Origin of the sequence: Photobacterium sp. 53610, from assembly GCF_036409375.1 — a bacterium.
Lineage (GTDB): Bacteria > Pseudomonadota > Gammaproteobacteria > Enterobacterales > Vibrionaceae > Photobacterium.
Window position 1 is genome coordinate 223255 of sequence record NZ_JAXOFS010000005.1, and the last position, 19927, is coordinate 243181.

The 19927-nt window shown below is 49.0% G+C and carries 25 protein-coding genes; 19 read left to right on the forward strand and 6 right to left on the reverse strand.

Annotation, left to right across the window (positions count from 1 at the left end; translation table 11 throughout):
* Positions 1 to 18 precede the first annotated feature (18 nt).
* Positions 19 to 1602: a DHA2 family efflux MFS transporter permease subunit gene (locus tag SPK40_RS15050; RefSeq protein ID WP_330961006.1), complete on the reverse strand. Its 1584-nt coding sequence runs from the start codon at positions 1600 to 1602 to the stop codon at positions 19 to 21.
* Positions 1595 to 2689 (reverse strand): HlyD family secretion protein, encoded by a 1095-nt coding sequence (locus SPK40_RS15055; protein WP_330961007.1) that lies wholly within the window; start codon positions 2687 to 2689, stop codon positions 1595 to 1597. The genes SPK40_RS15050 and SPK40_RS15055 overlap by 8 nt, the downstream gene beginning before the upstream one ends.
* Positions 2690 to 2806: 117 nt before the next feature.
* Between SPK40_RS15055 and SPK40_RS15060 the strand changes: the two genes are divergently transcribed.
* Positions 2807 to 3718, forward strand: coding sequence for a LysR family transcriptional regulator (locus tag SPK40_RS15060; protein WP_248142839.1), 912 nt, complete (start codon positions 2807 to 2809; stop codon positions 3716 to 3718).
* Here the strand turns inward: SPK40_RS15060 and SPK40_RS15065 are convergent.
* Positions 3690 to 4670 carry a DUF3187 family protein gene (locus SPK40_RS15065; protein ID WP_330961008.1) on the reverse strand — a complete coding sequence of 327 codons (981 nt, stop codon included), beginning with the start codon at positions 4668 to 4670 and terminating at the stop codon, positions 3690 to 3692. The two genes, SPK40_RS15060 and SPK40_RS15065, sit on opposite strands and share 29 nt — an antisense overlap.
* Before the next feature lie 328 nt (positions 4671 to 4998).
* Here SPK40_RS15065 and rimK point away from each other — a divergent pair, with 328 nt between their 5' ends.
* The 12 genes from rimK to SPK40_RS15125 all read left to right on the forward strand — a co-directional run bounded on the left by rimK (position 4999) and on the right by SPK40_RS15125 (position 13922).
* The gene (gene rimK / locus SPK40_RS15070; RefSeq protein ID WP_248142837.1) at positions 4999 to 5904 is read left to right on the forward strand and encodes a 30S ribosomal protein S6--L-glutamate ligase; all 906 of its coding nucleotides are present in this window, start codon (positions 4999 to 5001) and stop codon (positions 5902 to 5904) included.
* Positions 5891 to 6934: a succinylglutamate desuccinylase/aspartoacylase family protein gene (locus tag SPK40_RS15075; protein WP_248142836.1), complete on the forward strand. Its 1044-nt coding sequence runs from the start codon at positions 5891 to 5893 to the stop codon at positions 6932 to 6934. Before rimK ends, SPK40_RS15075 begins: the two co-directional genes overlap by 14 nt.
* Positions 6935 to 6985: 51 nt before the next feature.
* Positions 6986 to 7942, forward strand: a complete 957-nt coding sequence (locus SPK40_RS15080) for a CorA family divalent cation transporter (RefSeq protein ID WP_330961009.1) — start codon at positions 6986 to 6988, stop codon at positions 7940 to 7942.
* Positions 7942 to 8523, forward strand: a complete 582-nt coding sequence (locus tag SPK40_RS15085) for a mechanosensitive ion channel family protein (RefSeq protein ID WP_248142834.1) — start codon at positions 7942 to 7944, stop codon at positions 8521 to 8523. The genes SPK40_RS15080 and SPK40_RS15085 overlap by 1 nt, the downstream gene beginning before the upstream one ends.
* Positions 8524 to 8543: 20 nt before the next feature.
* Complete coding sequence (locus tag SPK40_RS15090) at positions 8544 to 9938, forward strand: magnesium transporter (protein WP_248142833.1); 1395 nt, start codon at positions 8544 to 8546, stop codon at positions 9936 to 9938.
* Positions 9939 to 10040: 102 nt separating this feature from the next.
* A complete protein-coding gene (locus SPK40_RS15095; RefSeq protein WP_248142832.1) occupies positions 10041 to 10436 on the forward strand; it encodes a DUF2391 family protein in 396 nt (131 codons plus the stop codon).
* Between the two features lie 181 nt (positions 10437 to 10617).
* Positions 10618 to 10950 carry a DUF3332 family protein gene (locus tag SPK40_RS15100; RefSeq protein WP_330961010.1) on the forward strand — a complete coding sequence of 111 codons (333 nt, stop codon included), beginning with the start codon at positions 10618 to 10620 and terminating at the stop codon, positions 10948 to 10950.
* Positions 10951 to 11048: 98 nt separating this feature from the next.
* Positions 11049 to 11492 (forward strand): NUDIX hydrolase, encoded by a 444-nt coding sequence (locus SPK40_RS15105; protein WP_330961011.1) that lies wholly within the window; start codon positions 11049 to 11051, stop codon positions 11490 to 11492.
* Between the two features lie 221 nt (positions 11493 to 11713).
* Complete coding sequence (locus SPK40_RS15110) at positions 11714 to 12142, forward strand: ASCH domain-containing protein (RefSeq protein WP_330961012.1); 429 nt, start codon at positions 11714 to 11716, stop codon at positions 12140 to 12142.
* A 28-nt stretch (positions 12143 to 12170) separates the two neighbouring features.
* Entirely contained in the window at positions 12171 to 12530 is a 360-nt protein-coding gene (locus SPK40_RS15115) for a hypothetical protein (protein ID WP_330961013.1), read from the forward strand.
* Positions 12531 to 12611: 81 nt separating this feature from the next.
* A complete protein-coding gene (locus tag SPK40_RS15120; protein WP_330961014.1) occupies positions 12612 to 12905 on the forward strand; it encodes an antibiotic biosynthesis monooxygenase family protein in 294 nt (97 codons plus the stop codon).
* A 360-nt stretch (positions 12906 to 13265) separates the two neighbouring features.
* Positions 13266 to 13922, forward strand: a complete 657-nt coding sequence (locus tag SPK40_RS15125; protein WP_330961015.1) for a Qnr family pentapeptide repeat protein — start codon at positions 13266 to 13268, stop codon at positions 13920 to 13922.
* A gap of 225 nt (positions 13923 to 14147) precedes the next feature.
* Here the strand turns inward: SPK40_RS15125 and SPK40_RS15130 are convergent, their stop codons facing one another.
* Both SPK40_RS15130 and SPK40_RS15135 read right to left on the reverse strand, forming a co-directional pair.
* On the reverse strand, positions 14148 to 14885 hold the full coding sequence (locus SPK40_RS15130) for a hypothetical protein (protein ID WP_330961016.1): 738 nt from the start codon (positions 14883 to 14885) through the stop codon (positions 14148 to 14150).
* A gap of 241 nt (positions 14886 to 15126) precedes the next feature.
* On the reverse strand, positions 15127 to 15459 hold the full coding sequence (locus SPK40_RS15135) for a GNAT family N-acetyltransferase (RefSeq protein WP_330961017.1): 333 nt from the start codon (positions 15457 to 15459) through the stop codon (positions 15127 to 15129).
* Between SPK40_RS15135 and SPK40_RS15140 the strand changes: the two genes are divergently transcribed.
* A complete protein-coding gene (locus SPK40_RS15140; RefSeq protein ID WP_330961060.1) occupies positions 15367 to 15624 on the forward strand; it encodes a hypothetical protein in 258 nt (85 codons plus the stop codon). The genes SPK40_RS15135 and SPK40_RS15140 overlap by 93 nt on opposite strands.
* A gap of 277 nt (positions 15625 to 15901) precedes the next feature.
* Here SPK40_RS15140 and SPK40_RS15145 read toward each other — a convergent pair whose 3' ends face one another.
* Positions 15902 to 17068 (reverse strand): glutathionylspermidine synthase family protein, encoded by a 1167-nt coding sequence (locus tag SPK40_RS15145; RefSeq protein ID WP_248142818.1) that lies wholly within the window; start codon positions 17066 to 17068, stop codon positions 15902 to 15904.
* Positions 17069 to 17238: 170 nt separating this feature from the next.
* Here SPK40_RS15145 and SPK40_RS15150 point away from each other — a divergent pair, with 170 nt between their 5' ends.
* The 5 genes from SPK40_RS15150 (at position 17239) to SPK40_RS15170 (ending at position 19912) form a co-directional block, all read left to right on the forward strand.
* Positions 17239 to 17451, forward strand: coding sequence for a ParD-like family protein (locus SPK40_RS15150; protein ID WP_248142817.1), 213 nt, complete (start codon positions 17239 to 17241; stop codon positions 17449 to 17451).
* Positions 17438 to 18214, forward strand: coding sequence for a type I methionyl aminopeptidase (gene map / locus SPK40_RS15155; RefSeq protein ID WP_330961018.1), 777 nt, complete (start codon positions 17438 to 17440; stop codon positions 18212 to 18214). The genes SPK40_RS15150 and map overlap by 14 nt, the downstream gene beginning before the upstream one ends.
* A gap of 158 nt (positions 18215 to 18372) precedes the next feature.
* Positions 18373 to 18795 (forward strand): GNAT family N-acetyltransferase, encoded by a 423-nt coding sequence (locus SPK40_RS15160; protein WP_248142815.1) that lies wholly within the window; start codon positions 18373 to 18375, stop codon positions 18793 to 18795.
* A gap of 1 nt (position 18796) precedes the next feature.
* Positions 18797 to 19306, forward strand: coding sequence for a GNAT family N-acetyltransferase (locus SPK40_RS15165; protein WP_330961019.1), 510 nt, complete (start codon positions 18797 to 18799; stop codon positions 19304 to 19306).
* Between the two features lie 27 nt (positions 19307 to 19333).
* Positions 19334 to 19912, forward strand: coding sequence for a sugar O-acetyltransferase (locus SPK40_RS15170; protein ID WP_248143350.1), 579 nt, complete (start codon positions 19334 to 19336; stop codon positions 19910 to 19912).
* Positions 19913 to 19927 lie beyond the last annotated feature (15 nt).

The window sequence follows — 19927 nt, forward strand, 5'->3', positions numbered from 1 at the left end:
GTGCCGCTGGTGATTCACTTAGTCACTGGCCGGCTCTGCATCCGGCAGCGACAGAATCAGAATGGCTGCGAAGGCCAGGAAGCCTGTCATCATCATGAAGATATCATTATAAGCCATGATGAAAGCGTCGGTTTGCATGCTTTGCGCCAGACTGGCTTTGGCTTTGAGCATCGCCGTCGTCGAATCGGTGCCCTGTTGCAGATACTGACCGGCCTGTTGTGCCAGCTGATGCCAGGCATCGTTACTGACGCTGGGCAGACTGGCTTTGATGTGCGCCAGATGCTCCCGGGCTTTGTTATCCAGCATAGTGGCTATCAGGGCGATACTGAATGCGCCGCCTAAGTTCCGCAGGACATTGGTGATGGTTGAGGCATCGGGTGTCTGTGGTTTTTCGATCGTCTGCATGGCGACCAGCGACAGGGGCACAATAATGAACGGACTGCCAAAGGCCCGGAGCAGCATGGAAAGCATCATCTGTTGTCCGCCGAAATCCTGACTCATATGGGTGTTGACATAACAGCTCAGCCCGAACATCACGAAACCAAACGCAACCAGATACTTAGGTTTGATCATCCGGGTCAGTCTGGGGATCAGAGGGAACAGCAGCAACTGCGGGAATCCCATCCACATCAGAACCTTACCGATTTCCAGTGCGTTGTAATGCTGAATTTGCGTCAGATATAAAGGCAGAACATAAATGGAACCCAGCAGCGCCATACCGAGGATCAGATAGGCCAGTCCGGACATGGCAAAGTGCGGATTGCGGAGTAATCTGAGGTTCACCAGTGGTTTTGGATGACGCAGCTCGGTAATCACAAAAGCAATCAGGCTGAGGCTGGCAATGACAGCCAGGGCGATGATGAACTGTGAGCTGAACCACTCTTCCCGGTTGCCTTCTTCCAGCAGAACTTCCAGACTTCCCAGACCAATGGCCATGGTCGAGATACCTGTCCAGTCTGCTTTTTTCAGGGTGTCGATATTCATCGGCTCATCATCCAGCCCATAGTGGAGCATGGCGAGCATCAGCAATGCCGGGGGCAGGTTGATGTAGAAGATATAGTGCCAGGACAGATTTTCCGTCAGCCAGCCCCCCAGTGTCGGACCGATGGAAGGCGCAAAGGTCGCTGTGACCCCAAACATCGCCATGCCAATTGCCCGCTTGTGAATGGGGAGGAGTTGGACGACCAGCGAGAAAGCCATGGGAATCAGCGCACCGCCGCTGAATCCCTGAATTGCCCGGAAGGCGATCATTGAACCCATATTCCAGGACACAGAACAGAGCAGGGATGACAGGGTGAAAATTACCGTGGTGCCAATCAGATAACGTCGTGTTCCCAGCGCTCTGGACAGCCAGCCACTCAACGGAATCGCGATCATTTCTGCGACCAGATAGGAGGTGGAGATCCACGAGCTTTCATCCAGTGTGGCCGACAGGGCGCCCTGAATATCTTTCAGCGACGAGTTGGTGATCTGGATATCCAGAATGGCCATGAAGGCACCCAGCATCCCGCCCAGCAGCGCGATCCAATGGCGGCGTGGCACCGCATCGGCGTTTTGCTGAGCAGGAGCAGCGATCGGTTGTGTCAGTGCCTGTTCACTCATGGGCAACCTCAGCTTTAGCCAGGGTTTCAGGGTCTTGTACTGAAGATCCACGGGTATCGATGATGGTGATCACCGACAGTCCCGGCAAAAGCTGACCATTGAGCTGTTCGGGATGCGGAATCACAATTTTTACCGGCACACGCTGCACGATTTTGGTGAAGTTGCCTGTGGCATTTTCGGGCGGCAGCAAGGCAAATTTGGCGCCTGTGGCCGGAGAAAAGCTATCGACAATCCCTTCCAGTGTCTGGCCCGGATAGGCGTCCAGCTCAACTTCCACATGCTGCCCCTGACGAATGTTGGCCAGCTGCGTTTCCTTGAAGTTGGCTTCAATCCACACTTCATGCGTCGGTACCAGACTCAGTAACGGCATGCCCGGTTGAACATACAGGCCGAGACGAAGACTGCGTTTTCCGATGATGCCATCGACCGGTGCATAAATGTGGGTATAGCTGAGATTCAGCTCTGCCTGTTTGACCTGTGCCAGTGCTTCACTGACCGAGGCTTCTGCCTGATTTTTCTGGCTGTTGAGCACCTGCAGCTGATCCCGGGCAGCCTGCAGACTTGCGTTTGCGGCTTCGAACTCTGCCTGACTGACTTTCAGGTGTGAGCTGGCATCGTCTACTTCATCCTGAGAGGAATAATTTTTGGCCAGCAGAGAGCGGGCACGTTTGGCCTGTTGCTGGGCTCGTTCGACTTCAGCCTGCGCGGAGTCAACCTGGCTGGCGGACTGACGAATGACGGTTTTCTGTAACTGAGACTGTGCTTTGAGATTGGTGACTGCGGCCTGTGTGACAGCCAGATTTGCTTTGGCTTTTTCCAGCGCAGCCTGGTAATCCCGGTCATCAATGGTGGCCAGAAGCTGACCGGCTTTTACCAGCTCATTATCGCTGACGTAGGTTTCCTGAATGTATCCGGCAATTTTAGGGCTGATATTGGTGATTTCGCCTTGCAGGTAGGCATTGTCCGTTGACTGGAAATAACGGCCGTAGCCATACCAGTAGCCAGCTGCGGACGCAGCCACCACTCCCAGCACAAGCGTTGCAATCAAAGGAAGACGAGAAGATTTTTTGGATGATTGTTCGGCCATGGGAACTCATATTGTTGTCATTTATGTTTGAGCAAGAATTGTAAAAAAATATGAATTGGTTTATTAGATAGGAAAAATCGAAAACACTGTTGCAATATTTGAACGAATGGGTGGGGAATGGATTTAAATGCATGGGCGATGTTTGCTCAGGTTGTGGAATGCGGCAGTTTCACGCAGGCTGCTGCAGCGATGGATATCACCAAATCCACGCTCAGCCGGAAAATTGCAGAGCTGGAGAAAGATCTCGGTGTCCGTTTACTGACGCGGAGTACACGGAGTCTGGTGCTGACCCATGAAGGAGAAACCTTCTACCGCTCCTGTCGTCAGGTGGTCGAAATTGCCAATCAGGCGGAGCTGGAAGTTTCGGCGAATCAGGAACTGATCCGAGGCCGTTTGAATGTTGTGATGCCGGTCGAGCTGGGTCAGAAAGTATTCGGGAAAAGCATGAACGAGTTTTTGAAGCTTTACCCTCATGTCAGCCTGCATCTTGAGCTGAGTAACCGGGAAGTCGATCTGGTAGCCGAAGGCATTGATCTGTATATCCAGGTGGGGGATATGAATGATTCGGGGATGGTCGCGAGGCCGTTCCACTCATCCCGCCGGATACTGGTCGCCAGTCCGGAATATCTGGCCGCGCACGGGGAAATCATGACCCCAGCAGATCTGGTTGCACCGCATCATCAGATCAAAATTTACAATGCGGTGAAGCTGACCTACTGGGAGCTGGAGAAAGACGGCCAGAAGATGCAGGTTGATCTGCCTTACCGTTTCCGGGTCAATACCATTACCTCGGCAGTTTCTGCCTGTGTCGACGGACTGGGTATTTCCATGTTGCCGGAATTTATCTGTCGGGAATACCTCGAGAAAAATGAGCTGGTCCGGATTCTGCCGGACTGGCAATCGCCTGTGGTTCCGATCAGCTTTGTCTATCCGCAGAGAGAACTGATTCCGAAGCGATTGCGTTTGTTTATTGATTTCCTGCTGGCTCAGTTTGCAGCGGTTACCAACGCTGACGGTAGCCCAAAGTAATGGCGACATCCGGGCTGTTGTCCATATTGAAAACATTTTCAATCAGGATCAGTTCGAGCACACTGCTTGAAAAGTGGTACCGGTACCCGGTCAGAATTTCATTGGAAGCTTGTGACAGGGCTGAGGTGGCTTCCGATGCCCCTTCATAAAAATGGTATTCCAGTAAAAAACGGTGCGGACCGTTGAACTGGTACTGCCATCCGGCGGCAGCGGCATAGGTCAGCTTGTTATACGGGATCAGTGCTGCCGGATTTTTCCGGTACACGCCGCCGAACATGGCATGAAAGCGATGGCGATCCTGGTGATAGCTGTAGTTGATCTGAAGTGCCTGTTCAAAATTATGGGTGTGAAACGGACCGGAACCGACATAGTTGTAATAGAGTGAGGCGCCAATTGATAAGGCTTCATTTGGGTAATCAATCACTTGCCATCCGCTGTACAGGGTAAAAGTGCGAGACAGCGTTTCCCCTTCAAAGTCTGAATAGGCCACATCATATTCCGGGATGGCGATATCGAAACTGTGTCTCGGCACTTGTTGCCTGCCATTCTGGTCGATACCGAACAGTTTGTGAAAGCCAATCGTCAGGTTATCTAAATGAGTATCGAGAGCAATCCGCCAGCTGGCATCCAGTTCCAGTTGCCATCCTTCTGTGACCTGCCACATCAGCCCGGTGCTGAAAGTGGATTGATAATAATCGGCACGATACTCATCTGTTTCTGCCCAGATACTGGATGCCGTCGCATTGGCATAAAATTCCAGGCTGTCTTCAGGCAGTGCAAAGCCGCTTCGGAGTTGCGGACTCAGGCTGGTGGACTGCAATGGTGACTGCGCATAGGTTTTGAGCGGACCGAAATCCGGCTGAACGGTATCGGGCGTTGCCCAGGCAGATGGGCAAAGGACGCCGCCGATGAGCAGACCTCTTGCCAGATTCAGAGCACAGCAATCGACCATATTTTTCCACGCACAGAATTAAATCGGTTGTGCTTCATTCCCTCGGTGCACGTTATTTTCAGCTAAGCTATTGAGAGCTATTGTTTCTTTGAGGCTGAACTTCAGTCTTTATAAGGCGTATTGAGCATAGGGGGAGTATAGTCAGCAGCTGAACCGGGCGGTGCCTCAGCTTTGCAACCTTCTCGGCCCATGCAGGATTCATGTCGTGAGACTGTCATGATGCGGACGAATCATGTCGCGATGACGAATTGGGTCCGGCTCCGGGTGATTTTCCTTCAGCGCTGGCTGTCCCATACATTACGACGACAAGTGTTTTACTGGAGTAACAATGAAAATCGGTATCCTTTCCCGCAACTCGAAACTTTATTCAACCCGAAGACTGATTGAAGCCTGTCAGGAGAGAGACCATCAGGTTGAAGTGATCGATGCTTTGCGGTGTTACATGAACATCAATTCAGATAAACCTTCTATCCATGCCAGAGGCCAGGATCTTTCTGGTTTCGATGTCATTATTCCGAGAATTGGCGCGTCTGTGACCTTTTATGGCTGTGCGGTGTTGCGGCAGTTTGAAATGATGGGGGTGTTCCCAGTGAATGAGTCTGTTGCGATTACCCGTTCGCGCGACAAGCTGCGTTCACTTCAGTTACTGTCCCGGAAAGGGGTGGGGATGCCGATTACCGGTTTCGCCAGTAAGCCTGACGATATTGATGACTTGCTGAAAATGGTCGGCGGTGCGCCGGTGGTGATTAAACTGCTGGAGGGGACGCAGGGGATTGGTGTGGTGCTGGCGGAAACCCGCAAAGCGGCAGAAAGTGTCATTGAAGCTTTTCTGGGTCTGCGGGCCAACATTATGGTACAGGAATACATCAAAGAAGCCGGCGGGGCGGATATTCGTTGTTTTGTGATCGGCGATAAAGTGATCGCAGCGATGAAGCGTCAGGGGGCAGAAGGGGAATTTCGCTCAAATCTGCACCGGGGAGGCTCGGCGTCACTGGTACGGATCACCCCGGAGGAGCGGAGAACTGCGGTACTGGCCGCGAAAGTGATGGGCCTTCGGGTTGCCGGGGTCGATTTGCTGCGTTCTCAGCGGGGGCCGCTGGTCATGGAAGTGAACTCCTCCCCAGGTTTGGAAGGGATTGAACAAGCCACTGGTAAGGATATCGCCGGTATGATAATCAAATACATAGAATCAACTGCAAAACCGCAAAGGACGCGCACGAGTGGCAAAGGCTAAATCAAATAAAGTCATCGAATTTATGGGCACAGAAGTGCCTCCCGGGCAATCCGCCACCATTGATCTTGAAGCTGCGCAACTTTATACCCATTCACCGCTGAACATTCCGGTTCATGTGGTGAATGGCCGGTATCAGGGACCTGTGTTACTGGTCAGTGCTGCAATTCACGGAGATGAACTCAATGGTGTGGAAGCCGTTCGGCAACTGCTGAATAAAGTCGATCCGATGAAACTGCACGGTACACTGGTTGCTGTGCCTGTGGTGAATGTGTTCGGTTTTATCCATAAATCACGCTATTTACCGGATCGAAGAGATCTCAATCGCTGTTTTCCCGGTTCAGAACGAGGCTCAACTGCAGCCAGAATGGCTTATCAGTTCAGTGAGCATGTCGTGAAGAAATGTACCCATATTATCGATTTGCATACCGGAGCGATCCACCGGGCGAATCTGCCTCAGGTCCGGGCGAATCTGGAAGATGAAGCCAGCTCGGCCATGGCGCATGCTTTCGGAACCCCAGTGATTCTGGATGCTGCGATCCGCGACGGTTCATTACGTGCGGTGGCGGATTCTGCAAATATTCCCGTGATCACGTATGAAGGCGGTGAAGCGTTGCGTTTCGAACCGTTGGTGATTGCCGCGGCGGTCAAAGGCGTGGTCGGTGTGATGCGGATGCTGGGTATGATTCGCCGGGTCAGCCGGAAGAAAGAAACAGCATCTCCTTTTATCGCCCGCTCCAGCAGCTGGGTGCGGGCCGAGCAGAACGGGATTGTCCGTTGTGTGGTCGCGCTGGGTGAACGCGTGATCAAAGGTCAGGTGCTGGCCTATATCAGCGCACCGCTGGGCCAGGGAGAAGATACGATGGTGGCGCCAAGGGATGGTATTGTGATTGGCCAGCAAATGCTGCCATTGGTCAATGAAGGTGATGCGGTGTTTCATCTGGCTTCTTTCAGTAAAGGCGCCAGTTCGGAAGTGGAACAACAAATTGAGAATTTTCTCGACGAAGTCAGTGATGAAGTAGATATCACTTAAACGAAGCTGTCATTCAGGTCTTTCAATTTTTGCGCAGAGGAGGCGCGCCTTATGGGTATTTCTGAATACGATGGTGCATGGTTCATCGATGGCTGGCAGTTAGGGGAAACGCCAAAGAAGCTGACACTGGCGGATTGTGAACAGCTGGAAAAAAATTGCTGGTATCACTGCCAGCGGGATGCAGCAGGTTTGAAAGAATGGTTATCTGCCGTTGGTGTGCCTTCACCGATTGCTTCGGTACTGCTTTCTGATGATACCCGCCCGCGTTTCGAGCAGCTGGAAGATGACATTTTTCTGTTAATTCTTCGGGGAATCAACCTGAACGAAGGCACCAATCCGGATGACATGCTGAGTATCCGGTTTCTTTATTTCAGAGGCAGTCTGATTTCGACACGGAAGTATCCGTCCCGGGCGATTGCAGAAGCGCGCCGACAGTATGAAGAAGGCAAAGGGCCGGCGAATCTGATCGCTTTGCTGATCACTATTATTGATAAACTCAACCGAAATATTGAAATCTTCCTCGATCCGATTGAGGAAAAAATTGAGTATTACGCCGAGCATCAGGATGAAGCGGACAGTCAGTCGCTGGCTGATCTGAACAAGCGACTGCTGAAAATCCGGCGATTTTTAACGCCGCAACGGTATGCGCTGGATGATTTGATCCAGTCGGAAATGTATGAATTAGAAGCCTGGCGTATTCCGTTGCTGAACTGTCGTGATCTGGTCATCCGGATCAATGAATCCATTAACTTTTACATTGAACAGATTCAGGTGGTCAATCAGCACCTCGGACAGATCCAGTCAGAAAAAGTGAACCGAAACACATATCTGATTTCGCTGATCTCCATTATTTTTCTGCCAATCAGCTTTCTTACCGGGCTGCTGGGGGTTAATATCGGCGGCATGCCCGGGGTGGACTCTGCGGCATCATTCTGGGCCTTTTGTATCGCATTGGGTGCGATTACCTTGTTTGAAATTATTCTGTTGAGAAGGATGAAATTTCTTTAATGCTAGAAGCTGTTCTCGAAAGCAGGCTCACGTATAACCTGTTTATTATTCTGACATTTCTGGTGGTTTACACCATAGCCAAACGTGTGCTGAATCTCTGGTTGATCCGGCTGGGGAAGACAAAGATGGTCAGCGAAGTCAGAGTGAAATTTATTTCACGCGTGCTTTCATCGGCGGTGTTTTTTGTGCTGTTCAGCATTACGGTGATCAGTCTGGGGCTGGGTTACAGTGACATCTCGCTGTTTTTCTCGTCGGCTTTTGCCGTGCTGGGTGTGGCGCTGTTTGCCCAGTGGTCCATGCTGAGTAACGTGACCGCCAGCGTGCTGATCTTTTTTGTGTTTCCGTACCGTATCGGCGACATGGTGAAAGTGGTGGATAAGGACGAAGATATCAGTGGTGTGATTCAGGACATCACCATGTTTCATGTGCTGATTCAGCGTGCGGACGGAAGTCTGGTCACTTATCCCAATAACATCATTTTGCAAAAACCTGTGATTAAACTGACCCGGTTGACGGAAGCCGCCAAACCGGAAACTGAGGGAGTTCCGCAGGCGGAAGTCGTACAGGTCAACCCGCAGTAATCTCAATAAAAAGAAGAAATATGACGGAAGAAGAAAACAATTCAGATGTAAATGCAGCCGTAAAGGATCTGCTTCCTCAGCAGGAACTCAGTCAATGGGTTGAGGATCTGAACCGTGCGCAGGATGAAGAGCAGGAACGGGTATTCCATGAAGCGTCAGAAGCGCTGGAAACTTCAGAACTTGGTCTTCTGCTTGAATCTCTGCCAATGGGCGAGCGTCTGGCGATTTGGCAAACGGTTGCACCAGAACAACGGGTTGAAGTTCTGGTTGCCATGCGGGGGGATGCGCGAAGTACGCTGATCGATAACCTCAGCATGCCGGATCTGCGGGCCATGCTGCATGGTCTGGATGCCGAGGATCTGATCGAGCTGTCACAGAGCCTGTCAGATAAGCTGGTGGATTTTGCACTGGCGAAGATGAGCCAGGATCAGAAAACCTGGTATGAGCAAAGCCAGCAGTATAATGAAGAACAAATCGGCCGCTATGTTGATCACAATCTGGTGATGCTGACACCGAATACCCGGGTTGCGGAAGCCTTGCGGGCTGTCCGCCGTGCGGAGCATGCCATGCTGGACCGGGTGTATATTGTTGATAAAAAAGGGATGTACAAAGGCGAAGTGTCGTTGTCTGTGCTGCTGGCCGCAGATGGCCAGGCCAGAGTGGATACCTTGCAGGACGACATTGCGGCACCGCTGAATGCAGAGATGGATGTGGATGACGCCGCAGAACGTCTGGAGCACTCCGATCAGGCTGCGATGGCCGTTGTGGATGAAAGCGGGCGTTTTGTCGGGCGCGCAACTCTGCGACTGGCGATGGAAATTACGCGCGAATCTTATGAAGCGAAACTAATGGCCCGTGCCGGTCTGGATGAAGATACGGATCTGTTCTCGCCGGTCTGGCTCAGTGCGAAACGCCGGGCTTTGTGGCTGGGTATTAACCTGCTGACGGCGTTTCTGGCATCCTGGACCATTGGTTTGTTTGAAGCCACACTGAGTCAGGTGGTTGCGCTGGCCGTTCTGATGCCGATTGTTGCCTCAATGGGGGGAATTGCCGGCAGTCAGACACTGACGCTGATCATTCGCGGTCTGGCGATGGGGCAGATTACCTTCGGTAACGTGTGGTCGCTGGCTAAGAAAGAGTTGCTGGTCGCCTGTCTGAATGGGGTGTTATGGGCGATTGTCATCGCTATCATTGCCGCGTTTTGGTTCAGTAGTGTGCCGATTGGCGGTGTGATTGCAGCGGCGATCACCATCAACATTGTAGTTGCTGCGATATCTGGCGTCGTGATCCCGGTGATCCTGGATAAGTATGAAATCGATCCGGCGCTGTCGGGTTCAGTCATTCTGACCACCGTCACTGATGTGGTCGGTTTCTTCACATTTCTGGGATTGGGCAGCTTGTTTTTGCTCGGTTAACCTGTGTCTTTCCCCTCCGGGATTACGGAGGGGGAAATGGCGGCCTGAACTACAGGCAGCCACTTCCGCAGATTTGCCGGTAAAGTGGATGGAGGACAGGCGATGGACTGGAAATTCAATACTGAAGATCTGGGGCAGATTGTCATTGGTGCTTTTGCCTTAGGGGTCCCCATCTCTTTTTCTGAAGAAGCCTGGCAATTGAGTGAAACGCTGCCGCTGCTTAATCTGACCGTACTCGTTTCGATTACACTGGTCTTTATTGGTTTGTATGCCTATCAATCAATGTTTGGTCAGAATATTCACCGACGTGTTCCGGTTTTTTTAGCCCGGGTTTTTGGTGCTTATTTGATCACTTACCTGGTCGTTTGCTTAATTTTATTCTCTTTGAATCAATTTCCGATTCTGGACAATTGGGTTGTTGCAGTGAAACGTGCGCTGGTGATTGCCATGCCGGCTTCAATGGGGGCAATTATCGTAGATAGTTTTGATAAGGAATAGGTGCTATTGAGTCAACCCTATCCATCTGGAAAAAGTATTCCCCCCGCAAGATTTCTCTCATGAATATAACGTTGTTTTTCTCTGAATTTTCGCTGAATTTTGCGGAGATTTGACACTTCTTTTATTTCAATAAAAAAGCGGGTTGGTACAATTCAGGCCTGTTATTTTTAGAGTAATCAATATGAAAAAATTGGCTTTTGTTGCTGTTTCTCTGGTGACTTTGCTGACGGGCTGTGCGGGTCAAATGGCGGCCACTCAGGCAACAATGGAATTGAATATGGACGCTGTGGACAACCGTTACGCCCGGGGCGGCCTGACAATTCTGATGTCTCCGGTATACGCTGTCGCAACGGTGGCTGATTATGTGGTCCTGAATCCAATTGAGTTCTGGACGGGTCAAAATGTCGTGACTCAGCAACCGTCAATTTACGATGCGAAAGGGAAAGATTACATCAAGATTAATGATCAACTGGATCCAGAGTTTAAAACTGCCCCGATTAAACCGCTGAACTGACTCTTTTCTCTTACTTTCCGGTCTGTACGGGCCGGAAGGTATGCTCGTCCTGCAACATGTTTTATCATGGCGCTCTGAGATATTTTTGGAAGCCAGTCATGACAAAGCCAGACCATCCTTTCTCCACACCCAGAGTGGCCGTCCTTGCGGTGACTTATCAAGCCGATCAGCTGATTTTGGTCCAACGTAAAAATGAACCCCAAAAAGGTGGCTGGGGGTTTCCCGGTGGCTCGGTCTGGCCCGGGGAAAGTCTGTATGATGCAGCCGTACGTGAACTCAGAGAAGAAACCGGCGTTGCGGCTGAGCCAGAGCAATTGCTGGAAGTGGTAGAAGTCAATGAGTTTGATGCAGATAACTGTCATCACCACTTCATTTTGGTTCCAGTACTGTGCCGGTATCTGAACGGAGAGTTGCAACCCGGTGATGACGCCAGTGATTGCCGATGGATGTCAGTTTCTGAGATTGTCCGTCAGCAAAGCGATTTGATTGAAAAGGTTGCTGATGTGGCATTACAGGCGCGGCATCGGATATTGTCCGAATAATTCATCAGTACCAATGAACGGCGGATCTCCCGCCGTTTTTTTGTAGATGATCCGGACATCATGAACGGATTTCATTCATTTCCGGCTTTCAGCATGACAGATTCAGTTACAATCGGTCGATATGAGTCTTGTTGTATTGTATCTTAGCGGCTGAATTGAAGAATCGGTTACAAGTCATTGATTTTCAAATGACAAAATAATGCCTGTTTCAGGGAGGAAAATTGAAAGCATTCTCTGTGGTATCCCCCTGGGGAAACATCATTGCCAATGGTCAGAAGACGTTAGAAATTCGCTCCTGGCAACCTGACACATTACCGATGAAAAATATTGCGCTTGTCCAGAATGAGATTCGCTTAACTCAGGCCGGTCAGATTGATCCAAACGGTGAAGTGGTCGCGATTGTTGATATTGTCGGTTGTAAATCCTGGGTTCAATCGGAATGCCGTCAAGCGGGTTGTGATGAGTCCGAATTTGTGGCGGTTATCTCGCCTGGGAACTTGGCAATATCAGAAAGTTATCACATCCGGTCAAAGCAATGGCAAAAAGAAAGTTTTATGAGCTTTCAGTGTCAGAAGCCACTGCTGTGGCAGCTTGTGTTGAAAGGTAAGTTTCAGTTTCACTGGATGAAGTTGTTTGCACCTATTGTTTGATATCAATCACGAAGGAGATAAAAGTTCAATGATGAAAAAGATTGTGTTGCTTTCATTTATGCTGTTCCCGTTGACGTCAAATGCAGAAATATCCCGGAATAATGTTGTTGACTGGGTTGCTGTCAGTGCTAATAAAACCAATAGCGGGCACTTTATTCAGCTGAAAAATGCTTTGCAACATGCAGGGGATTGTCGCGCTGACAGTAATCATTTGCCTCGGGTGTTGCTGTCTGCGGACGATAAAGATTTATTGTCTTTATTCTTAACGGCCAAGGCTGCAAATAAAAAAGTCGGATTTTATTACAAGACTTCCAGCACAATTCCGAAAGCGAGTGGTCATGGTTTGCCAGACTGTGAATTCGTGAATGTTTGGCTGGAATCAGAGTAAGAGACCGAATCCTGAGTGCCATTCAGGCGCTCAGGATTACTGTAGATCGTGCAATAGAATCACAAAAGCAATGGAGCCACGATGTTTGCTGTCATTTTTAAAGCAAAAACTGGTGAGCAGGACAGCCACTATTCGGACATGGTGAAAGTGATGCGGGAGCTGGCATTTACCAAGTATGACTGTCAGGATTTTATCGCAGTGACCGAAGGCGATCAGGAAATCACGATCTCTTACTGGACTTCTGAAGCGGATATCCAGAATTGGCACAAAGACAGCCAGCACGCACTGGCACAGCAGCTGGGCCGTGAAAAGTGGTATGCCTCTTATACGGTTGAAGTTGTGGAAGTGAAGCGCCGGTACAGCTTCCAGGAGTAAGGGGGCAGCAATTGAGTCCAGCGGTGCTGTCAGGCGGGACTGACTGCACCTTATCTTGCTTTCGCGTTGTGAATGACAAGTTTCAATGGCAAAAGCGTACCCATCTGCCTTTCAGATGCAGGCCGGAATTTCCTGTATATCATGAAAATAAGATAATCCCTGTATCGCGCTGTATTCGGCAAAACTTTTTTCTTCATTCAGCGGTCGTACATCTCTTTAAACGCTTCTCTGTGGGTTGATTTGGCGCCTTAAAATGGCGATTTGAAGAGGTGTTAAATTGCTGTTTTTAAAGGGGTTGTTTTTCTTGGTCGTTCGTTTTTTCAGTGCTAGTCTCTGGCCCGGGTTTTCAGGAGACGACGCATGACCAAAGAAAATGAAATATTTGAACAGGTTGATTTTTCAAATCAGGATCTGAGCCATTTATCCTTCAAGCACTGTAAATTCTATCGTTGTAATTTCAGCCGGGCGAAACTGAGAGAGACACAATTTGAAGATTGTCTCTTTATCGAGCAGGGAGCCATTGAAGGCTGCCATTTTGATTATTGTGACTTGAGGGAAGCCAGCTTTAAAAACTGTCAGTTGTCACTGGCGAATTTCAGCGGGGCAAATTGTTTTGGAATTGAATTCAGAGACTGTGACCTGAAAGGTGCGAATTTCATTCAGGCAAGTTTTGTGAATCAGGTCAGTCATCAGATGTATTTTTGTGCTGCTTATATGACAGGCTGCAATTTGTCTTATACAAACTTTGAACGGCAGTGTATTGAAAAATGCGATTTATTTGAAAATAAATGGACTGGGGCCAACCTGCGTGGCGCATCATTCAAAGGCTCTGATCTGAGCAGAAGCGTATTTTCAGAAGACAGCTGGGGACAATTTTCCATCCAGGGCGCTGATCTCAGTCATTCAGAACTCGACGGTCTTGATCCCAGAACAGTCGATTTAAGCGGTGTTAAAATTTGCGACTGGCAGCAAGAGCAGTTGTTGCAACCACTTGGGGTGATTGTATTACCATGTTGATAGCTTTGTTGTTGAAAAATTTGCTGTTGAAATCAGATTGATGTCAATCAGATAAATCGTGTTTGAACGAATGATTCTTCGTTCAGGTAAAGCAAAACCTCTGGATTTAAATAAAAGTCCCGGTATTTCATATCAGGTTTGGTGTGATATAGAATGCCGCCAATGAACCATTGGCGGCGTTGAATTTCAGCGACTAAATATCAGTTGATATCACTTGTAGGTTGATTATTCAATTCGGCTGGATGTAAAGTTTACGGATTTAATATCAACCCATGAACTATTGCCAACATAATCATGTTGAGGGTCTTTCAAAGAAAGCACAGGCTGCTGAGTAAAGAGATTACGTTCTGGGACATAGTCAAAACTCGCATCACTCAACCCATCGGTTAACTCAATATTGATTGGTGTGTTTGCATCAATCAATCTCGCTTGCTGTACGAATTGCATGACTTCCGGAGTCGAGCCAGAAATATTTCTGTTTGTACGCAGGATTAAACTCTGCTTAGTAACGTTTCCGTTAACTTTTTCAATGTCGGTTTTTACACCTCCCAGATTACTGACATACTGAGTCTTCGAATCGCGAATAATGATTCCTTTTGGCTCACGGAGGATCACTGGAGAACCACCATTGTTGAGTTCAACGATGTAATCAGAATTATAAGCCCATGAGCCCAGTATCTGAGTGAAGTCAGTTGCGTTACCGGCAATGATTCGAATATCCCCGTCATCGAAGATTGCGTTTTGATTGATGTCAAATGTAATCCGAATGCTTGATTTCTCTACCGAGTTTTGAATCTGATTGTACAGTCCAACTTCAATGTCAAACCAATCTGAAATCTCACTGGAATATCCAGTGCTGCTTCCATGAAAAACGGTTTCTGTATTTCCGAGATCTTCTGTTGTAGTGCCACCACAACCGACTAATGCCACTAAACTGACAACAGAAAAAAGTTTCATCTTCACTTGATATACCTTGTCTTTCGAAGAGTGTAAAAAGCTGAGCCATGTCCACGGCATCTTGAGCCGGTCCCAAACAGTCTGATAAACAGAGATGAGATGCTAACAAATCATGATCAGTTGATTGCATAGCTCAATGTTGCGCTAGTATCTATGCAGATCCTCTTTAAGGCAAGTGATTGATCTATAGTTCATTTATGTGGTCAAAATACAGTCTGCTTGTAAAGGGAGCTGCCTTACTCTGTAGTTAGCGATCTTTTCCGAGGTGCTTCCATTGGGTGTGCACTTTTTCATTGATGGTTAACTGGAATTCATACCTCAGTTCGTTTTCTCGCGTGATGACAAAGCCAAGTCGCTGATGAAAGTTGACCGATAATGTATTGTTTCTGAATACATTACTGACTATTTTTTGAACGGAATTTTTTCTGATGAAACGAGCCAGTTGTGTAAACAGAGAAGTTAATACAACTTTATTTCGGTGCTGCGGATGGACGACGAACATCGGGATAATCCATGTTGGTTCATCCAGTTTTCTGAGTGTGAAATACCCATTGAAGTAACCCTTGTTTTCTGCATTCAAACAGAAGTCCGTCTTGATCCGCTTTGTGGAGGGATTTCAGATATAAGGCTTCGTCAATCGGCTTGCCAGCGTCTTGCGATAACTGCGCCAGAGTCAGCAAATCTAACTTTAAGTATTCGTTCATATGGTCCTGTATTTATCATTCATGGCATGGATATTATTTAACATCTGCCACTTTTGGTCTTCCGGATTCTGACCCTTGGATTGCGCTATTTGGATTGTATAGCTGCCGCTACCACTGAGACGAACTCGCTAAAAAACTCAGAGATGGATGTTGCTTTTTTTCTATACAAAGAGGATCAAGCCAGATAATTGCGCGTTTTGACTGAATACACGAGTCACAGATTTTTCATACACGCTTCAGACATGTGTTGGTCTTGTGGTTGATTCGATTTTCATTGATTCGACGGCGGAAATATCCGCCGTCTGGGATTGTTCTGTGTTAGTCCAGAATAATATGCGGGATAAACATCGATGTATCTTTGGTGATATAACCTACATCTTCACGAATCGTCAGGCCTGCCGGTTCATCATTAATCAGCCAACTGCCAATCAGCATATGGTGATTCCCAAAACGCGGGAGTTGCGTGTATTGCTGAACGATGTAGCCTTCTTCCCCATAGGGGCCGGGCTCGTGTTGCAGTAGTTCACCACCGCGATGCACACTGATATTTGAGCCTTCCCGGCTGAAAATCGGTTTCTTCACGAAATCAGTCAGGCTGGCAGCCTTCGGATCATTGGAAAAGTAGGATGGCAGCAGGTTCGGATGATTCGGGAACATTTCCCATAACAGCGGCAAAATGGCTTTATTCGAACTGACGCTCTTCCACATGGGCTCCAGCCAGTTCACATTGGCCGTTTTCAGATATGCGGCATACTCTTCCCGGAACATAAACTCCCAAGGATACAGTTTAAACATCCAGCGAATGGGCGTATCGTCCAGATCGGTAAATTCGCCGTCTTCATTCACGCCGATATCTTCCACGTAAACAAACGAAATCTTCAAACCGGCTTCTTTGGCACAGTCTTCCAGATACTGAACGGTATCTCTGTCTTCAATGCTGTCGCGGCAACAGGCAAAATGCAGTGTTTGTCCCGGCTGATAGGTGCCTAAGGTAGCCATCCGCTGAATCATCAGTTCCTGAATCAGGTTAAACTGATCGGCACGTCTTGGTAGTTTGCCGGCATTAACCTGATCTTCCAGCCACAGCCATTGCCAGAAGCTGGCTTCATACAGGGACGTCGGCGTATCACTGTTAAATTCAAGTAATTTTGCCGGTTGTTTGCCATCGTAGGAAAAATCCAGTCGCCCGTACAAGCTGGGCGCTTTTTGTTTCCAGGAACTGACGATGAGATCCCACATGTTTTCCGGGATCTGGAATTTTCTCAGCAGCGCTTCGTCTTTCAGGACCCGGTCGACAGCCTCCAGGCTCATTTCATGCAGTTCAGCAGTTGGTGCTTCCAGTTCTTCTTCAATCTGTTTGAGACTGAACTGGTAGTAACGGTCTTCCATCCAGTACGGCTCACCGTCCAGCGTATGAAAGCGAAATCCAAATTCGTCGGCGAGGTTTTTCCAGTTGGGGCGGGGAGTAATGGGTACCTGAATCATGCTACTGCTCGAATATGAAAAACAGAGCGACATTATTGTGCGGCTCTTCGCAGAAAGCAAAGTCTGCTCGTGTCTGTCAAGACTGACTTAGATCCTGATCGCATTCCATTGAACGCTTTATACATTACATATACAATCCGTATATCAATCATATAATATCGAGTCAAATCATGGGAATCGTGAAAATCTCGGATGAACTGCACGAGGAAATCCGGAAAGCCAGTCAGATGATGTCACGCTCAATCAATGCCCAGGCTGAGTTTTGGATCAAAATGGGTCTGCTGGCGGAAATGAATCCTGACCTGACCTATAACGAGCTGATTCGGAAGTTGCTCCTCAGCGACGCGGAATCAGTCCGGGAATTAATGCATGAACAAAATTAATCTGAAAACGGCCGAAGAAATTGAACTGATGCGGGAATCCGGCCGGCTGCTGGCTTCGGTCTTCAAGATGCTGGATGACTATATTGCAGCGGGCGTCTCGACGATGGCCATTAACGATAAGGTCGAGACTTTTATTACGGGCGAGCTGGCTGCCAGACCTGCCAGTAAAGGTCAGTATGATTACCCATATGTGTTGAACACCTCGATTAACGAAGTTGTGTGCCATGGCATGCCGGATGAAAATCGTGTGCTGAAGCCTGGCGACATCATCAATGTGGATATCACGCTGGAGAAAAACGGATTCATTGCTGACTCCAGTAAAATGTATTGCATTGGCGAAGTTGAACCCCGTGCCATGCGCCTGGTGAAATGTACCTACGAGGCCATGTGGCAGGGAATTAAACAGGTGCAGCCCGGCGCGACACTTGGCGACATTGGTTATGCGATTCAAAAGCATGCAGAAAGCCATGGTTATTCCGTTGTTCGTGAGTATTGTGGTCACGGGATTGGCCGAGAAATGCATGAAGACCCGCAGGTACTTCACGTGGGCCATCAAGGACGCGGACTGCGCTTACAGCCGGGGATGACGTTCACCATTGAACCGATGATCAATGAAGGCACGTTCAAAACCAAAACGAAGAAAGATGGCTGGACGGTGGTTACGAAAGACAAAAAACTGTCGGCGCAATGGGAGCACACGATCCTGGTGACAGACACCGGCTATGAAGTGCTGACGCTCAGAGCGGAAGAACAAAGCATCTGAACAATTGCTTCGACATGGCTGCAAAATAACTGACCAGGCAGCCCATCGTGCTATCCGGCTGCTTTTTTATATTGCCGAAAAACGGATCGTCTTGAAATTTATCCGTAAAGTCAGCATTGTGCTCAGAATTGAACACTGCATCAGGGAGTACGATGATCATGTCTTTTTCATTCACCACCGAACCGGCGGATGACGATCTGCTTGCGATTCGTGAGGGATTGCGCGCGCATAATTTGCCACATCTTAGTCAGATTGAGCATCAGCCAGTGGCATGTTTTTATCAGGACGAACAAGGCCAGAAATTGGGCGGGATCAGCGGCGCGGTTTGGGGGAACTGGTTGCAGATTGATTTTCTTTGGGTGGACCCAAGCTTGCAACATCTGGGGATTGGCGGCAAATTACTGACGCAGGTTGAGGCGTATGCCAGAGCACAGGGCTGCCACTCTGTTTTGCTGGATACTTTCAGCTTCCAGGCGCGCCCGTTTTACGAGAAACAGGGCTATCACTGCGTGATGACGCTGGAGGATTTTCCGCGTCATTCGAATAAACATTTCATGATGAAATCGCTTGTGGATGAATGACATGGTATCGATTCACACAAAACGCCTGACCATCTGTCCGCTCACGGAATCAGATACAGATTTTATTTTTGAGCTGTATAACACCGCTGGCTTTAAACGCTTTGTCGGAGATAAACAGCTGCATTCGACACAGGATGCACGCCACTATCTGACAAAAAATCTGATGTCGATGTACGAAACGGCTGGGATGGGGCTGTTTCGGATTGCGCTGCAAGGCGATGATACACCGATTGGTATCTGCGGCCTCATCAAGCGAGACAGTCTGGATGATATCGATTTGGGTTATGGCTATTTACCTGCTTTTGAAGGGCAAGGGTACGCCTTCGAAGCGGCAGAAGCGATGATGGCTCTTGCTCGTGAGGAAATGGCTTTACGGCGGTTGGTGGCAATCACGGATTCCGCGAATGCCCGTTGCATCAGCCTGCTGACCCGGCTGGGATTCAGTTTTGAGAAAAATCAGGAACCCTTGCCCAATGGCGGGTATCTGGCTTTATACGGCATTGCACTGTGAGAGAAGGAGGAGGCGGTGTCTGAACAGATGACAGAGAAAGAAAAGATGATGGCCGGGCTGGAATACAATGCCCGGGACGAAGCATTGGTCAATGATCGCAAGCAAGCCAAAATCATGTGTCACCGCTTTAATCTGGCTGACCCGAGCGATATGGCGGCCCGGATGGCGATTCTGGCTGAGCGGGTTCAGTTTCGTGGTGATGCCCATATGGAGCCGTCTTTCTATTGTGATTACGGCTATAACATTGAGCTCGGGCCGAATTTCTACTCAAACCACAATCTGACGATTCTGGATGTGTGCAAGGTGACGATTGGAGAGAACGCATTCATCGGGCCGAATGTCATGATCTCTGCGGCGACGCATCCGATTGATCCGATGGAGCGACTGAAAACCGAAGACGGTGCACCGGTGTGGATTGGTGATAATGTCTGGCTGGGCGGGAACGTCTCCGTTCTGCCGGGGATTCGTATCGGCCATAACTGTGTGATTGGCGCGGGGAGTGTCGTGACCAAAGACATTCCGGATAACTGTGTTGCGGCCGGTAATCCCTGCCGGGTGATCCGAACGATCACGCCTTCCGCGAAGGCTGAAGCACTGGCTGACTGACCGGAAAAGAAGCCG

Bases quoted from the DNA above. Each gene is read 5' to 3' on its own strand.
- SPK40_RS15105 (WP_330961011.1), top strand. From the start codon at position 11,049: ATGACAAAGCCAGACCATCCTTTCTCCACACCCAGAGTGGCCGTCCTT.
- SPK40_RS15065 (WP_330961008.1), bottom strand. From the start codon at position 4,670: ATGGTCGATTGCTGTGCTCTGAATCTGGCAAGAGGTCTGCTCATCGGC.
- SPK40_RS15170 (WP_248143350.1), top strand. From the start codon at position 19,334: ATGACAGAGAAAGAAAAGATGATGGCCGGGCTGGAATACAATGCCCGG.
- SPK40_RS15145 (WP_248142818.1), bottom strand. From the start codon at position 17,068: ATGATTCAGGTACCCATTACTCCCCGCCCCAACTGGAAAAACCTCGCC.
- SPK40_RS15060 (WP_248142839.1), top strand. From the start codon at position 2,807: ATGGATTTAAATGCATGGGCGATGTTTGCTCAGGTTGTGGAATGCGGC.
- rimK (WP_248142837.1), top strand. From the start codon at position 4,999: ATGAAAATCGGTATCCTTTCCCGCAACTCGAAACTTTATTCAACCCGA.
- SPK40_RS15100 (WP_330961010.1), top strand. From the start codon at position 10,618: ATGAAAAAATTGGCTTTTGTTGCTGTTTCTCTGGTGACTTTGCTGACG.
- SPK40_RS15090 (WP_248142833.1), top strand. From the start codon at position 8,544: ATGACGGAAGAAGAAAACAATTCAGATGTAAATGCAGCCGTAAAGGAT.
- SPK40_RS15115 (WP_330961013.1), top strand. From the start codon at position 12,171: ATGATGAAAAAGATTGTGTTGCTTTCATTTATGCTGTTCCCGTTGACG.
- map (WP_330961018.1), top strand. From the start codon at position 17,438: ATGAACAAAATTAATCTGAAAACGGCCGAAGAAATTGAACTGATGCGG.
- SPK40_RS15120 (WP_330961014.1), top strand. From the start codon at position 12,612: ATGTTTGCTGTCATTTTTAAAGCAAAAACTGGTGAGCAGGACAGCCAC.
- SPK40_RS15125 (WP_330961015.1), top strand. From the start codon at position 13,266: ATGACCAAAGAAAATGAAATATTTGAACAGGTTGATTTTTCAAATCAG.
- SPK40_RS15055 (WP_330961007.1), bottom strand. From the start codon at position 2,689: ATGGCCGAACAATCATCCAAAAAATCTTCTCGTCTTCCTTTGATTGCA.
- SPK40_RS15085 (WP_248142834.1), top strand. From the start codon at position 7,942: ATGCTAGAAGCTGTTCTCGAAAGCAGGCTCACGTATAACCTGTTTATT.
- SPK40_RS15160 (WP_248142815.1), top strand. From the start codon at position 18,373: ATGTCTTTTTCATTCACCACCGAACCGGCGGATGACGATCTGCTTGCG.
- SPK40_RS15050 (WP_330961006.1), bottom strand. From the start codon at position 1,602: ATGAGTGAACAGGCACTGACACAACCGATCGCTGCTCCTGCTCAGCAA.
- SPK40_RS15080 (WP_330961009.1), top strand. From the start codon at position 6,986: ATGGGTATTTCTGAATACGATGGTGCATGGTTCATCGATGGCTGGCAG.
- SPK40_RS15150 (WP_248142817.1), top strand. From the start codon at position 17,239: ATGGGAATCGTGAAAATCTCGGATGAACTGCACGAGGAAATCCGGAAA.
- SPK40_RS15165 (WP_330961019.1), top strand. From the start codon at position 18,797: ATGGTATCGATTCACACAAAACGCCTGACCATCTGTCCGCTCACGGAA.
- SPK40_RS15095 (WP_248142832.1), top strand. From the start codon at position 10,041: ATGGACTGGAAATTCAATACTGAAGATCTGGGGCAGATTGTCATTGGT.
- SPK40_RS15140 (WP_330961060.1), top strand. From the start codon at position 15,367: ATGGACGACGAACATCGGGATAATCCATGTTGGTTCATCCAGTTTTCT.